This window comes from Sphingobium sp. (genome assembly GCF_048594625.1).
GTDB lineage: Bacteria > Pseudomonadota > Alphaproteobacteria > Sphingomonadales > Sphingomonadaceae > Sphingobium.
Map to the genome: position 1 here is coordinate 32,390 of NZ_JBMDWL010000123.1, position 13,798 is coordinate 46,187.

Below are 13,798 nucleotides of genomic sequence, written 5' to 3' on the forward strand. Positions count from 1 at the left end.
AGGAACGGACATTTTGTTGCGCCGTCCCGATCCTATCGAAAAGTCTGGCGTGCAATTGTCCGCCGACACGCGGATCATAACAGCATCGGCAGGCATAGGACAGCGCCCGTGCCGCCCGGTCAGATCAGTTCTGGATAGTCCAGTTCCGGCCAGATCAGTTCCGGATAGTTCAGCCGTTGAAACCGAAGTTCAAAAATTCCGGCACAGGGCCGTTCCAGCCATCGTCCGGACCATCATCGACCGGATCGTGACGGCGACGCGGCGGCGGGGCGGATGCGGCGCGGTCCGGCCGGCTGTCGCGCGCGCGGTCTTCGCGATAGCGCTCATCGCGCGGGCCGTGTTCACGCTGACGGTCTTCCCGTGGACGATCTTCACGCTGGCGATCTTCGCGGGGCTTATCGCCACGGGCCTTTTCCGCCCGCGGCTTGTCGTTGCGCTTGCGGTCGGACCTGCCGCTCTTTTCCTCACGGACCGGTTCGGCGCGGTCTTCGCGCGCAGGCGCCGCGACATAATCGATTTTCGTGCCGATCAGCTTCTGGATATTGTCGATCGCTTCGGCATCTTCGGCCGTGACGAAGGTGTAGGCCACACCCTTTGCCCCCGCGCGACCGGTTCGGCCGATGCGGTGGACATAATCGTCCGGATGCCATGGGGCATCGAAGTTGAAGACATGGGACACGCCCTTGATGTCGAGGCCGCGCGCCGCGACGTCGGACGCCACCAGAATATTCACCTTGCCGTCGCGGAACCGTTCCAGTTCGGCGATGCGCGATGCCTGATCGATGTCGCCATGGATTTCGCCCGAACGGAAACCATGCCGCTGAAGGCTCTTGTTGAGTTCGCGCACCGTTGTCTTGCGATTGCAGAAGATGACCGCGCTGCCCACATCCTCCGCTTCCAGCATGTCGCGCAGCATGTCGCGCTTCTTGCGGGAATCGACCTTGACCAGTCGCTGGGTAATGTTGGTCGATGCGGTCGCGGGGCGCGCGACTTCGATCGATTTGGGATTGGACAGGAACTTGTCCGCCAGCTTTTTGATGACGGGCGGCATGGTCGCGGAAAAGAGCAGGGTCTGCCGCTGTGCGGGCAGTTTCGTGCAGATTTCCTCAATGTCCGGAATGAAGCCCATGTCGAGCATGCGGTCGGCTTCGTCGATGACCAGCATGTTGCAGCCGTTCAGCAAAATCTTGCCGCGACCAAACAGGTCCATCAGACGGCCCGGCGTGGCGATCAGCACATCGACGCCCTTTTCCAGCGCCTTGATCTGGTCGCCCATCTGAACGCCGCCGATCAGCAGCGCCATCGAAAGCTTGTGATATTTGCCGTATTTTTCGAAATTTTCGGCAACCTGCGCCGCCAGTTCGCGGGTCGGCTCCAATATGAGGCTGCGCGGCATCAGGGCGCGGGCGCGTCCATGGGCCAGAATATCGATCATCGGCAGCACGAAACTGGCCGTCTTGCCCGTGCCGGTTTGGGCGATGCCGATAATGTCCCGCATCATCAGGACCGAGGGAATGGCCTGCGCCTGGATCGGCGTAGGCGTGTCGTAACCCGACTCGGTTACGGCCTTGAGCAATTCGTCGGATAGGCCGAGGTCGGCAAAAGTCATTCAGAGGTCCGGGACAGGAGGCTTACCCGTCCTGCGCGGATGCGGAACGGAAATCGGCCGCGCATTGCGGAAATATTGGCCTCTTGTCAAGAAAATCGCGCAAATGCCGGGCTATGATGACCATTCAGTCGTCTTCGTCGGTCGGGATGAGGCGACGAAAACTGTCGATCGCGCAATTGAGGCCGCTGCGGGCCTGCAATTCGTCCCGCCCGGAACATAGCGACCCGTCCTCATCAGGCTCCACATAAAAGCCGGAGTAGAAACCGGTCGAGTCGCATCCCTTTTCGAGCCGGGCGCGATAACGATGATTGTCCGCGAGCAGCAGATCGACGCCATTGCCCACCACGATGCTGGCGCCGCGAATCGAGCGCAACGCCACGCAGCGCGGCCCCTTCTTTTCTTCCCACGCATTGCGGGCTTCAGGGCTGATCTGCGCGGGCGCGCGGCCTTTTTTCGCCATCGGCACGCGAATGATGACGCGCTGCTGAATGGACAATTGCGCCCATTGCACCGGATCGCCGGTCGACGCGGAAAGCAGCAACAGGATGGAATGAACCAAAGACGGACCCCTTTATGGGACAGATACGCTATCGAGCGATGGTTGAACCGTCGATGAATTCCGAGGCATAGATGCGTCCCATGATTGGACAAGATGTTATCGACCGCTTCGCCGCCCTGCTAGGCCCCAAAGGAATCGTGACCGATCCCGACGACATAGCGCCGTGGGTCAGCGACTGGCGCGGGCGATACCATGGCGCGGCCGCCGCGATCATCGCGCCTGCATCGACGCAGGAGGTGGCGGCGGCCGTCAGGCTGGCGTCGGACCTTGGCGTGGCGCTGGTGCCGCAGGGGGGCAACACGTCGATGGTGGGTGGCGCGACGCCGCCCGCCGACGGCAGCGCGCTGATCCTGTCGCTGCGGCGGATGAACCATATTCGCAGCCTGTCGCCGGACGACAATCTGGCCGTGTGCGAGGCGGGCGTGATCCTGAGCATGTTGCATGATGCCGCGCAGGAGGCCGGGCGGCGCTTTCCCCTGAGCCTGGGCGCCAAGGGATCGGCCACCATCGGCGGACTTGTGTCCACCAATGCGGGCGGAACGCAGGTGCTGCGCCACGGCACAATGCGCGCGCTGGTGGAAGGGATAGAGGCCGTGTTGCCCAACGGCAGCATATTCGACGGGCTGGATGCGCTGAAAAAGGACAATCGCGGTTACGACATCAAGCAGTTGATGATCGGGGCCGAGGGCACTTTGGGTGTCATCACCGCCGCTTCGCTGCGGCTGGTGCCTGCGATCGCCGCGCGGGCCGTCGGCTGGATCGGCGTGCAGACGCCTGCCGATGCGCTCGCCCTGCTGCGCCTTGTCGAAACGACGCTGGGCGACAGCATGGAAGGGTTCGAGGTGATTGCGGACGAGACGCTGGGTTTCGTGCTGGGGCATATTCCCGGCACGCGGTCGCCCATCGAAACGCGGACGCCGTGGCATGTGCTGATAGAGGTGGATCATGCCGACCGGTCGGAACCGGGGCCGTCCGAACGGCTGGAAGCGGCGCTGACCGATGCGTTTGAGCGCGGGATCGCCATCGATGCGGCCATCGCCGCCAATGAAGCGCAGGCCGAAGCATTCTGGCGCATCCGCGAATCCCTGTCGGAATCGGAAAAGGCGCAGGGACCGGCGCTGCAATATGACATCAGCGTGCCGGTGGCGAAGATGCCCGCCTTCATGATCGAGGCAGCCGACGCCGCCGAAAGGGCCTTTCCCGGTACAACGGCGTCGTCCTTCGGGCATCTGGGCGATGGCAATGTGCATTTCCATGTGCGCGCACCCAAGGGGACGAGCGATGGCCCGGCCTGGATCGCGGCGCAGGGGCAGGCGATCAATGCCTTTGTCCATGATGCGGTGGTGGCTGCGGGCGGTTCCATTTCGGCCGAACATGGCATCGGCCAGATGAAACGCGCCGAACTGGCGCGCCTGTCCAGCCCCGCACGGATCGCCGCCCTGCGCGCGATCAAGGCCGCCTTCGACCCCAGGGGACTGTTCAATCCGGGCAAACTGATCCCGCTATCCGACGAAGCCTGAGGGCGCACCGCCGACAAAGCGATTGCCTATGACCGGCAAGGCCTTTATCGCCCTGCCCCAATATTAAGCCCGCGTACCGCATGAATTGCGGCCGCGATTGACAGAAATGGACCCTGATAATGGCCAGCGCGCCCAACAATCTGCCGATCTTCTATAATGACCTGCTGCCGCTCAGCAGCGTCGACCATATCGATTATCGCAGCCGCGCTGCCGAATCGGCGCCTTTCCTGGCGACCCAGCATGCGGTTCCGCTGACCGTCGATGAATTCGTGCCTGCCCAGCGTTTTGCGCCGATCATCTTTTCGTCGGGCAATGATTCCGTTCCCCTGCTGCTGATGGGCCTGAACGAAGGCGTGAACGTTTTCGTCGATGACGAAGGCAAGCTGCGCGGCCCGGCCTATGTCCCTGCCTATATCCGCCGCTATCCCTGGATGCTGGCGAAGCTGCGTCCCGAAAGCGACGATCTGTCGATTTGCTTCGACCCCACCACCCCGGTGATCGGCGCGTTCGAAGACGGCCAGCCGCTGTTCGAAGATGGCAAGCCCAGCGAACTGACGCAGAACATCATGAAATTCTGCGAAGATTTCGAACAGGCTGCTGCCCGCACCGGCCAGTTCGTTCGCGATCTGGAAGAAATGGACCTGCTGATGGACGGCGAAGTCGCCATCCAGATTCCCGGCAACGACCAGCCCTTCGTCTATCGCGGGTTCCGCATGGTGAACGAAGAAAAGTTGCGCGACATGCGCGGAGATCAGCTGCGCAAGATCAACCAGAATGGCATGTTGCCGCTGATTCACGCGCATCTCTTCTCGTTGCAGCTGATGCGCGAAGTGTTCGAAGCGCAGGTATCGCAGAACAAGGGACCGATCGCGGCCCCCGTCGCCGCCGAAGCCATTCCGGCATCCGCAGACGCCTGAATGAGAAATTAACCCGAAAGGGTTTGAAAATTGATGGAAAAGGCATCGCATCGCCTCTTGAAAGGCGATGCGCCCTGCCCTATCTATCAATCATGCGATGCACCTGCCCCCCTTTCGGGTGTGTCGTATGGGCGCCTCCCCCTTTGGAGGCGTCTCCTCCCTGAACCTGGCCACCCCATGCTTGCATGGGGTGGTTTTTTATTGGGGGTGGCTGATGTTGATAGCCCCTGCGCCTTTTGCTTGACGCAGGGGGACCGACAGCCTAAAGGCCCGCTCCTGCCTGTCGCCAAGCGCGGCCATGGCCCCTTCGTCTAGCGGTTAGGACGCGGCCCTTTCACGGCTGAAACACGGGTTCGATTCCCGTAGGGGTCACCATTTCCTGCCATAAATGGCCGGGAGCAGGGATTTTTGCAGAGTTAACGGCCACCTCACCCCCTCCTTGGGTACAAGGTGATCCGGCTGGTAGTCCCCACTCAAGATCCCTGCGCCGACATTCATCTCTTAAGGCGCATATTATCTATATTTGGCGGATGCTGGCCGGTCGCGATTTTTGGTCGGACTAACTGATCGGTAAACGCGTGGTGTATTTTGTCAAAGACAGCGCAAAATGCGAAGACGCGCCGCCAACCGAGGGATGTTCCAGCAGCACGCGCATCAAAAAGCGCTCATAGTCCTCGACATCGGCGGCAACCACGCGGATCAGATAATCCCACTCACCCGACATGGAATAGCATTCCATGATCTCGGCGCGTTCACGCACGAAGGCCTCAAAAGCGGCGCGAACTTCCCGCATGTGACTGCGCACCCGAATGTTGCACAACACATTCACCTTTCTACCGATAGCCTCATGGTTAAGGAGACGGACGGCCGGCCCCAATATGCCTGCAGCCTCCAGATTCTTGATGCGTCGCCAGCAGGATGCGGATGAACTGCCCACCCGTTCGGCAAGTTCAGCGCTGCTCAATCCCGCATCCGTCTGCAACGCATCCAGGATTCGTAGATCGACACTGTCGAGATTTGGAGGAAATTTCATAATGCCTAACAATGTGAAACCAGTATTTCACAATCTACAGGAATATTCCGAATTTTGAAAAGATATTCTCCGTTTGCCGTGACATAGTTCCGCCATGGCACATGATGCGAAACGCCCTGAACACGCAGCTGAGGATTGGACCGTCCCGCAGGACTGGGACCATTTCACGCAGGCAGACCATGCAATGTGGGACAATCTGTTCAACCGGCAGGCCCGGCTGCTTCCGGGGCGCGTGGCCCCCGAATTCATGGCGGGACTTGACGTGCTGCGCATGGACAAGCCGGGCATTCCGCAATTCGATGCGCTGTCGGAACGGCTGATGAAGCTGACCGGATGGCAGGTGGTCGCCGTACCTGGCCTGATCCCGGATGACATATTCTTCGATCATCTGGCCAATCGCCGATTTGTGTCAGGCAATTTCATCCGCTCCCCCGAACAGATCGACTATCTTCAGGAACCCGACGTATTTCATGACGTGTTCGGCCATGTTCCGCTGCTCGCCCACCCGGTGTTCGCGGACTATATGCAAGCCTATGGCCAGGGCGGCCAGCGCTCCGGGGCGCTCGGCGCGATCGAGCGGCTGGCGCGGCTTTACTGGTATACGGTCGAATTCGGCCTGATCCGCCATGCCGAAGGGATGCATATCTTTGGCGCCGGGATCGTTTCCTCCTACGGCGAATCCATCTTCGCGCTGGATGATCCCTCGCCCAACCGTATCGGCTTTGACCTTAAACGCGTGATGCGGACCGATTATCGCATCGATGACTATCAACAGGGCTATTTCGTCATCGAAAGTTTCGAAGATCTGCTGCGCCAGACGCTCGATACCGATTTCGCGCCGCTTTATGCGGAGGTCATCAGCCAGCCGGACATTCCGATCGAAACCGTGCTGCCCGATGATCGCGTCTATACCCATGGGACGCAGGCCTATGCCCATGCGCAGACGGTGGGAGGGTGAGCGCCATGGTTATCGACCTTGCCCTGCCCGTGGCCGGGATCTTCGACGATCTGGTAGCCCGGCCGGCGGACGCGCTACTGGGCATCATCGCCGCCCACCGCGCCGATCCGCGTCCCGACAAGATCGATCTGGGCGTCGGCGTTTTCCGCGACGATGACGGCCGAACCCCTGTGATGCACGCGGTTAAGGCGGCCGAACGCCAACTGGTCGAAACGCAGGCGACCAAGGCCTATCTGGGGGCCGAGGGCGATCAGGATTATACCGATGCGCTGGCCATCGTGGCATTGGGCCACAGGATCGCGGCGTCCCACCGGCTGACCGGTGTGCAAACGCCCGGCGGGACCGGCGCGTTGCGGCTTGGCGCGGAACTCATCGAACGGGCCAACCGTCAGGCGACGGTGTGGATTGGTTGGCCAACTTGGCCCAACCACGCGCCGCTGTTCCGCAGCGCGGGCCTGAAAGTCGCCGAACATCGTTTCTATGACCCGACCGATGGCAGCATCGACATGGATGGCCTGATGGCCGACCTGGCCGACGCACGGCCCGGCGACGTCCTGCTGCTGCATGGATGCTGCCACAATCCGACGGGCGCGAATTTCACGCCCGACCAGTGGCGGGCGATTGCGCAGCTGTGCCAGACACGCGGGCTGATACCGTTCATCGATCTTGCCTATCAGGGGCTGGGCGACGGTCTGGAGGCCGATGCGGCGGCGACGCGCACCCTGATGGACTCGGTGCCGAACGCTCTGCTCGCCTATAGCTGCGACAAGAATTTCGGCCTTTATCGCGATCGGGTGGGGGCGCTTTGGCTCCACGCCGACACGGCCGAAACCGCCGCGCTGGCGCGGTCGAACATGTTGTCCATCGCCCGGTCGCTCTGGTCGATGCCGCCCGACTGGGGTGCGGCCATCGTGCGCACCATCCTTGCATCCCCTTCCCTGACGGCGGACTGGCAGGCTGAACTGGATGTCATGCGTATGCGCATCAATGCGCTGCGCACCGCGTTGGCGAACGCGCACCCTGCGCTCGCCCCGATCGGGCAACAGCGCGGCATGTTCGCCCTGCTGCCAATCGATGCGCAGGCCGTCAGACGCCTGCGCGAAGACCATGGCGTCTATATGGCGGGCAATGGCCGCATCAGCATCGCGGGCCTGACGATGGGGAACATAGCCCCGTTCGCAAACGCTCTTAAACCCTATCTTGCCTGAGGAGAGGCACATCATGAACACCGACGCCCATCATCTGTCCGACAACCCGCTGGGCCTAAATGGCTTTGAATTCGTCGAATTCACCTCACCCGATCCCGAAGCCATGGCCGCGCAGTTTCTGGCATTGGGTTTCGTCGCCAGCCATCGGCATCCGACCAAGAACATCACCCGTTACAAGCAGGGCCGCATCAACCTGATGCTGAACCGCGACGATGCCGGGCGGGTGGCGGCCTTTCGCGGCGACCATGGCCCGTCCGCCAGCGCCATGGCGTTCCGTGTCAGCGACCCGGAAGCGGCAATGGCATGGGCGCTGGACCATGGCGCCCAGCCGACCGAGGAAGACGACACGGTTATTCAGGGCATCGGCGGTTCCTATCTCTATTTCATCAAGGACGGCGAAGACCTCTATGCCAATTGGGCCGAACTGCCCGGCTGGCGCGAAGCCGAAGCGGGCAATAACGTCGGGCTCGACCTGCTAGACCACCTGACCCATAATGTCCGGCGGGGCCAGATGCGGGTGTGGAGCGAATTTTATCGCACGCTCTTCAATTTTGAAGAGCAGAAATATTTCGACATCAAGGGGCAGGCGACGGGCCTGTTCAGTCAGGCGATGATCGCCCCGGACAAGGCGATCCGTATCCCTCTCAACGAAAGCCAGGACGACAGGAGCCAGATCGAGGAGTTCATCCGCGAATATCATGGCGAGGGTATCCAGCATCTCGCGCTCACGACCGACAATATCTATGATACGGTAGAGCGCCTGCGCGCGCGGGGCGTGAAATTGCAGGACACGATCGAAACCTATTATGAACTGGTCGACAAGCGCGTGCCGGGCCATGGCGAGGATCTGGAGCGCCTGCGCAAGAACCGCATCCTGATCGATGGCAATGTCGGCGAGGAAGGCATTCTCCTTCAGATCTTCACCGAAAATATGTTCGGCCCGATCTTTTTCGAGATCATCCAGCGCAAGGGCAATGAAGGGTTCGGCAACGGCAATTTTCAGGCCCTGTTTGAAAGCATAGAGCTGGACCAGATTCGCCGCGGCGTGATCGCCGTCGACGCCTGAGGCCAGCCATGCTTCCCGGCTTTGCCAATCATCACGCGACGGAAGCGGTCGATGGGGCTTTGCCCATCGGCCGCAATTCGCCGCAGCGCGTACCCTATGGCCTCTATGCCGAGCAGCTGTCCGGCACGGCCTTTACCGTGCCCCGCGCGGAGAACCGCCGCAGCTGGCTTTATCGCATGCGGCCGACCGCATCCCATGGCGTTTTTCGTCCCTGTTCAGATGCCGGCGCGCTTCGTTCCGCGCCCTTCAATGATCAGCCCGCTTCGCCCAATCGGCTGCGCTGGGCCCCCTTGCCCATGCCTACGGACAAACGGGATTTCATCGACGGTCTGATCACAGTGGCGGGTGGCGGGGATGGTGCGGGGACCGGTTGCGGCGTCCATCTTTACGCTGCAAACCAATCCATGGTCGATCGCGCCTTCTTCAGCGCCGATGGCGAGTTTCTGATCGTGCCGCAGTTTGGGGGGCTGCGCATCGTTACGGAACTCGGCACACTGGACGTCGCGCCGCTTCACATCGCGCTCATCCCTCGCGGAATGCGGTTCCGGGTGGAACTGCTGGACGGGAGCGCACGCGGCTATGTCTGCGAAAATTACGGGGCACCCTTTCGCCTGCCCGACCTCGGACCGATCGGCTCCAACGGTCTCGCCAATCCCCGCGATTTCGAGGCCCCTTGCGCGGCTTTCGAGGATGTGGAGCGGCCGACGCAGATCGTGCAGAAATTCGGCGGTCAGCTATGGTCGACGATGCTCGATCACAGCCCGTTCGACGTCGTCGCATGGCATGGCAATCTGGCACCCTATCGTTACGATCTGACGCGCTTCAACACGATGAACACGGTCAGTTTCGACCATCCCGATCCGTCGATTTTCACCGTGCTGACCAGTCCCAGCGACACGCCCGGAACGGCCAATATCGACTTTGTAATCTTTCCGCCGCGCTGGATGGTGGCGGAAGATACGTTTCGTCCGCCCTGGTTCCATCGCAACATCATGAGCGAATATATGGGGCTGATCGCTGGCGAATATGATGCCAAGGCTGGCGGCTTCGCGCCCGGCGGCGGATCATTGCACAATTGCATGTCAGGCCACGGCCCCGACGCCGCGAGCTATGACAAGGCGGTGTCCGCCGACCTTGCCCCTCACCGGATCGCCGACACCATGGCATTCATGTTTGAAAGCCGGCACCTGTTCCACCCCACCCGCTGGGCCATGGAAACGCCGCTGCTTCAGGCCGATTATGACGATTGCTGGACCGGCTTTAGCAAGGCCCAGTTACCGACGAATGGAAATATCGCATGAACTGGTGGACGACCGACGAAACGCATGATCCCGCCCGCACAAGCTGGGTCGCGAGTGCCAATGGACATGCGGATTTTCCGATCCAGAATCTGCCGTTCGGCGTCTTTGCGCCCGATGACCAGGACGGCCGGATCGGCGTCGCCATTGGTGACATGATCCTGGACATGCGCGCCTGTGCCAAGGCGGGACTGGTTCCTGCCGTAGCGCAGGAGGCATGCGGGGATACGACGTTGAACCGACTGCTGGCCATGCGTGCCGGGAGCCGGCATATCCTGCGCCGCTGGTTGAGCAACGCCCTGTCGCAGGGCGGCGATCGCGCCGGTCTGGAGCCATATCTGTATCCTTCGTCGCGATGCCGGATGTTGCTGCCCGCGCAGATCGGCGATTATAGCGATTTTTACGTCGGCATTCACCATGCGAACAATGTCGGTCGCCAATTCCGGCCCGACAATCCGTTGTTGCCCAACTACAAATATGTGCCGATCGGTTATCATGGACGGGCATCGTCCATTCGTCCGTCGGGCGATCCGCTGGTCCGCCCGTCCGGCCAGCGCAAGCCACCAGAAGCCAGCATGCCGGTCTTCGGACCAAGCGCCCGTCTGGATTATGAACTGGAACTGGGCGTGTGGATCGGTGCGGGGAACATGTTGTCGCATCCCATTCCGATTACGCAGGCTGCCGATCATATTGGCGGCTTTTGCCTGCTGAACGACTGGTCTGCGCGCGATTTTCAGGCGTGGGAATATCAGCCGCTTGGCCCCTTTCTGGCCAAGAGCTTCCATTCGACCATCTCCGCCTGGGTCATTTCGCCAGAGGCCATGGCGCCCTTTCGGGTCGGTCAGCCCGCCCGTCCGCATGGCGATCCGGCACCGCTTTTCTATCTGTCCGACGAAGAAGACCAGGCCCATGGCGCCTTGTCGATCGAACTGGAAGTCCTGTTGAGCAGCGCCGCCATGCGCGAACAGAATATGCCGCCGGTCCGGTTGAGCAGGGGCTGCGCGACAAACATGTACTGGACGGTGAACCAGATCGTCACCCATCATGCCTCCAACGGGTGCGAGATGCGGCCCGGCGACCTGCTGGGCACCGGGACCATTTCTGCGCCGGATCGGGAAGGCTATGGCAGTCTGCTGGAACTGACCGAGGGCGGGCACAAGCCGATCACCCTGCCCACCGGCGAAAAACGGGCATTCCTGCAGGATGGGGATGAAGTGACATTGCGCGCCACAGCAACAGCCCCCGGTGCCGTGCCGATCGGATTTGGTCAATGCGTCGCCCGTGTAGAGCCAGCACGGTGACCGATATCGCGCTGCATGGCTATTGGCGATCGAGTGCCAGCTACCGAGTGCGGATAGCCCTCAACCTGAAGGGTATTTCCTATCGCCAGATCGCCCATGATCTGCGGACCGGCGCTCATCGCGACCCGGCCTATACCGCTATCGCTCCGCATGGATTGGTGCCTGCGCTGGAGGTTGACGGGCAGACGCTGATCCAGAGCCCGGCCATCATCGAATGGATAGAGGCGCGCTGGCCCAGCCCGGCCCTGCTGCCTGCCGATCTGGACGCTGCCGCCATCGTGCGATCCATGGCGGCAATCATCGGTTGCGATATTCACCCGCTCAACAATCTGCGGATACTCAATGTCCTCAAGGCGTCGGGAACGGATCAGGACGGGGTCAATGCGTGGGTTGCCCGTTGGGTTGCAGAAGGTCTTGCGGCGCTGGAACATATGGTGGCCCGGCACGGCGGCGGCTTTTGCTACGGTCAGGCACCCACCATTGCGGACTGCTATCTTGTACCGCAAATCTACAATGCGCGGCGGTTCGGCGTCGACCTGACGCCCTATCCCACGCTGCTGGCAGCGGATGAGGCTGCACATACCCTGCCCGCCTTTGTCGATGCCTCCCCCGAAGCCCAGCCCGACGCGGACCGATGAACCCGGCGACCGACCGGCTTTCGGCAACGCCCGCCGGCGTGCGCCTGTGCAGGATTGATGATGTTGCGGACGGAACAGCGCGCAATTTCGTGCTGCAAATGCGCGCGGGGCGTTTTCACGGCTTTATCGTGCGGCGTGGCGGCACGGTGCACGGCTATGTCGATCGCTGCCCTCATGCCGGATTACCGCTGGCACAACGGCTTGACGATTATCTCACCCCTGACGGCCAGCTGATCGCGTGCAGCTGGCACGGCGCATTGTTCGAGCCGATCGACGGTCAGTGCGTGGGCGGCCCCTGCACGGGCATGTCGCTGACCCCCTGGCCGGTGGAGATCAGCGGCGAATGGATCACTACGATTTAAAAGAACGAATACATGAATATTGTCGTCACCGGTTCCAGCGGCGTCCTTGGGACGGCGTGGTCACGGCGTTGATGGAACAGGGACATGCCAGCGCGGCACGGGATTGCGTGGCGGGCAGTCACGCCGTACCCACGCCAACGACCGGCGAAAGTGATTTGTCATCAATGTCGAAACCAGCGTCGCCACGCGAGCGGTTTGAAAACAGCAAGGTCATGCCTCCGCTCGCCATGCTGGGCGGCGCGCCGATGTTCTGATACATCCTGCATCTCCATGCGCTCAAGCTGCTCTACAGTTCCACCAAAGGCGAAGTGTTCGGCCTAGATCATCTTCGCTGAGTGTGCCTCTAACCCCGGCCCTCTATTTCCTTACGCATTTGTTCGCTCTGCTGAAACAGCGCCGCAAGGACATATGGTGGCTGAAATAACGGCAACCGTCATGCGCCACCTTTCCACACAGGATGACGGCCCCTTGCTCAACAGCATTGACGTTCACGCTTGTTTCGTTTCATAAACAACTTATCGGGCCTACGCGGACGCCCGATCAGACGGTTCCCGTCCAAGTCCGCTCCACCCGCTGCATCTCGCGGCGATGGGAGCGCGCATAATGACGACTGTGGACGACCGACCCAACCTCCAACAATTGCCGCTGATAGCCCTGTTCCTGAAATTTTTCCGTTTCGGCGTTGTCGCCTTTGGCGGGCCGGTTGCTCAGATAGCCATGATCCGACAGGCACTGGTCGAAGACGAACGATGGATCGATCCGTCCCGGTTCAAGCGGCTGCTGGCGGTGTTGCAGATATTGCCAGGGCCGGAAGCGCATGAATTATGCGTCCATCTGGGCATGATCGCGCGAGGCCGCATTGGCGGTTTGCTCGCCGGGCTGGGCTTCATGTTGCCCGGATTTGTGCTGATGCTGGCGACGGGCTGGGCCTATACACGCTGGATTTCCGGAAATGCCGATCTTACGCGCATATTATGGGGGGTGCAGGTCGTGGTGCTGGCCATCATCCTGCGCGCAGTGGTTCGTATCGGCCAGCATATGGTCGAGGATGGCTGGCTGGCTGCGATAGCGGCGGTCAGCCTGATCGCGACTTTTGCCGGCATCCCTTTCTGGCTCCCTCTTCTTGTCGGCGGCATATGTTACGCCCTGCTGGACAGGCCTCTGTTTGCGTCGATGGCTGTTGCCCTGGGTGTGATCGCCGCCGTGGCCATGCTCCATCCCATCGCGAATTACGGCATCGCGCCTGCCTCATCCAATGCCCCTGCCACGGCTCTGGCGCTGTTGATCACTGGCCTGAAGGGCGGGCTGCTGACTTTTGGAGGCGCCTAT

General features: G+C 61.4%; 14 protein-coding genes and 1 tRNA gene. 11 read left to right on the forward strand and 4 right to left on the reverse strand.

All coding sequences use genetic code 11. From position 1 onward, the window contains the following. Positions 1–169: 169 nt before the first annotated feature. A complete protein-coding gene (locus tag ACOJSJ_RS15855; protein WP_420145937.1) occupies positions 170–1,609 on the reverse strand; it encodes a DEAD/DEAH box helicase in 1,440 nt (479 codons plus the stop codon). A 124-nt stretch (positions 1,610–1,733) separates the two neighbouring features. Continuing rightward, positions 1,734–2,168 (reverse strand): hypothetical protein, encoded by a 435-nt coding sequence (locus ACOJSJ_RS15860; protein ID WP_420145938.1) that lies wholly within the window; start codon positions 2,166–2,168, stop codon positions 1,734–1,736. 80 nt (positions 2,169–2,248) lie between these two features. On the opposite strand from ACOJSJ_RS15860, the gene ACOJSJ_RS15865 reads away from it, so the two are divergent. From ACOJSJ_RS15865 to ACOJSJ_RS15875, 3 genes are all read left to right on the forward strand, one after another. After that, positions 2,249–3,688 carry an FAD-binding oxidoreductase gene (locus tag ACOJSJ_RS15865; protein ID WP_420145939.1) on the forward strand — a complete coding sequence of 480 codons (1,440 nt, stop codon included), beginning with the start codon at positions 2,249–2,251 and terminating at the stop codon, positions 3,686–3,688. 119 nt (positions 3,689–3,807) lie between these two features. After that, positions 3,808–4,605 carry a SapC family protein gene (locus ACOJSJ_RS15870; RefSeq protein WP_420145940.1) on the forward strand — a complete coding sequence of 266 codons (798 nt, stop codon included), beginning with the start codon at positions 3,808–3,810 and terminating at the stop codon, positions 4,603–4,605. Between the two features lie 300 nt (positions 4,606–4,905). Then, positions 4,906–4,980: transfer RNA gene (locus tag ACOJSJ_RS15875), tRNA-Glu, on the forward strand. Positions 4,981–5,164: 184 nt separating this feature from the next. Here the strand turns inward: ACOJSJ_RS15875 and ACOJSJ_RS15880 are convergent. Continuing rightward, complete coding sequence (locus ACOJSJ_RS15880; protein ID WP_420145941.1) at positions 5,165–5,638, reverse strand: Lrp/AsnC family transcriptional regulator; 474 nt, start codon at positions 5,636–5,638, stop codon at positions 5,165–5,167. 94 nt (positions 5,639–5,732) lie between these two features. On the opposite strand from ACOJSJ_RS15880, the gene phhA reads away from it, so the two are divergent. From phhA to ACOJSJ_RS15915, 7 genes are read left to right on the forward strand one after another with little or no spacing between them, the layout of a single operon-like run. Continuing rightward, the gene (gene phhA, locus ACOJSJ_RS15885; RefSeq protein WP_420145942.1) at positions 5,733–6,596 is read left to right on the forward strand and encodes a phenylalanine 4-monooxygenase; all 864 of its coding nucleotides are present in this window, start codon (positions 5,733–5,735) and stop codon (positions 6,594–6,596) included. A gap of 5 nt (positions 6,597–6,601) precedes the next feature. Then, positions 6,602–7,804, forward strand: a complete 1,203-nt coding sequence (locus ACOJSJ_RS15890) for an aromatic amino acid transaminase (protein ID WP_420145951.1) — start codon at positions 6,602–6,604, stop codon at positions 7,802–7,804. A gap of 13 nt (positions 7,805–7,817) precedes the next feature. After that, a complete protein-coding gene (gene hppD, locus ACOJSJ_RS15895) occupies positions 7,818–8,870 on the forward strand; it encodes a 4-hydroxyphenylpyruvate dioxygenase (protein ID WP_420145943.1) in 1,053 nt (350 codons plus the stop codon). Positions 8,871–8,878: 8 nt separating this feature from the next. Further along, positions 8,879–10,171, forward strand: a complete 1,293-nt coding sequence (hmgA, locus tag ACOJSJ_RS15900; RefSeq protein WP_420145944.1) for a homogentisate 1,2-dioxygenase — start codon at positions 8,879–8,881, stop codon at positions 10,169–10,171. Beyond that, a complete protein-coding gene (gene fahA / locus ACOJSJ_RS15905) occupies positions 10,168–11,469 on the forward strand; it encodes a fumarylacetoacetase (RefSeq protein WP_420145945.1) in 1,302 nt (433 codons plus the stop codon). Before hmgA ends, fahA begins: the two co-directional genes overlap by 4 nt. Next, positions 11,466–12,107, forward strand: a complete 642-nt coding sequence (gene maiA / locus ACOJSJ_RS15910) for a maleylacetoacetate isomerase (protein WP_420145946.1) — start codon at positions 11,466–11,468, stop codon at positions 12,105–12,107. Before fahA ends, maiA begins: the two co-directional genes overlap by 4 nt. Beyond that, entirely contained in the window at positions 12,104–12,469 is a 366-nt protein-coding gene (locus ACOJSJ_RS15915) for a Rieske (2Fe-2S) protein (protein ID WP_420145947.1), read from the forward strand. The genes maiA and ACOJSJ_RS15915 overlap by 4 nt, the downstream gene beginning before the upstream one ends. Positions 12,470–12,587: 118 nt before the next feature. Here ACOJSJ_RS15915 and ACOJSJ_RS15920 read toward each other — a convergent pair whose 3' ends face one another. Continuing rightward, on the reverse strand, positions 12,588–12,728 hold the full coding sequence (locus tag ACOJSJ_RS15920; protein WP_420145948.1) for a hypothetical protein: 141 nt from the start codon (positions 12,726–12,728) through the stop codon (positions 12,588–12,590). Positions 12,729–13,072: 344 nt separating this feature from the next. On the opposite strand from ACOJSJ_RS15920, the gene ACOJSJ_RS15925 reads away from it, so the two are divergent. After that, a partial coding sequence (locus ACOJSJ_RS15925; RefSeq protein WP_420145949.1) for a chromate transporter occupies positions 13,073–13,798 on the forward strand: 726 nt, incomplete at its 3' end.

Excerpts from the sequence above, each read along its gene's own strand:
- ACOJSJ_RS15855 (WP_420145937.1), bottom strand. The coding sequence starts at position 1,609 with ATGACTTTTGCCGACCTCGGCCTATCCGACGAATTGCTCAAGGCCGTA.
- ACOJSJ_RS15865 (WP_420145939.1), top strand. The coding sequence starts at position 2,249 with ATGATTGGACAAGATGTTATCGACCGCTTCGCCGCCCTGCTAGGCCCC.
- ACOJSJ_RS15870 (WP_420145940.1), top strand. The coding sequence starts at position 3,808 with ATGGCCAGCGCGCCCAACAATCTGCCGATCTTCTATAATGACCTGCTG.
- ACOJSJ_RS15880 (WP_420145941.1), bottom strand. The coding sequence starts at position 5,638 with ATGAAATTTCCTCCAAATCTCGACAGTGTCGATCTACGAATCCTGGAT.
- phhA (WP_420145942.1), top strand. The coding sequence starts at position 5,733 with ATGGCACATGATGCGAAACGCCCTGAACACGCAGCTGAGGATTGGACC.
- ACOJSJ_RS15890 (WP_420145951.1), top strand. The coding sequence starts at position 6,602 with ATGGTTATCGACCTTGCCCTGCCCGTGGCCGGGATCTTCGACGATCTG.
- hppD (WP_420145943.1), top strand. The coding sequence starts at position 7,818 with ATGAACACCGACGCCCATCATCTGTCCGACAACCCGCTGGGCCTAAAT.
- hmgA (WP_420145944.1), top strand. The coding sequence starts at position 8,879 with ATGCTTCCCGGCTTTGCCAATCATCACGCGACGGAAGCGGTCGATGGG.
- fahA (WP_420145945.1), top strand. The coding sequence starts at position 10,168 with ATGAACTGGTGGACGACCGACGAAACGCATGATCCCGCCCGCACAAGC.
- ACOJSJ_RS15915 (WP_420145947.1), top strand. The coding sequence starts at position 12,104 with ATGAACCCGGCGACCGACCGGCTTTCGGCAACGCCCGCCGGCGTGCGC.
- ACOJSJ_RS15920 (WP_420145948.1), bottom strand. The coding sequence starts at position 12,728 with ATGTATCAGAACATCGGCGCGCCGCCCAGCATGGCGAGCGGAGGCATG.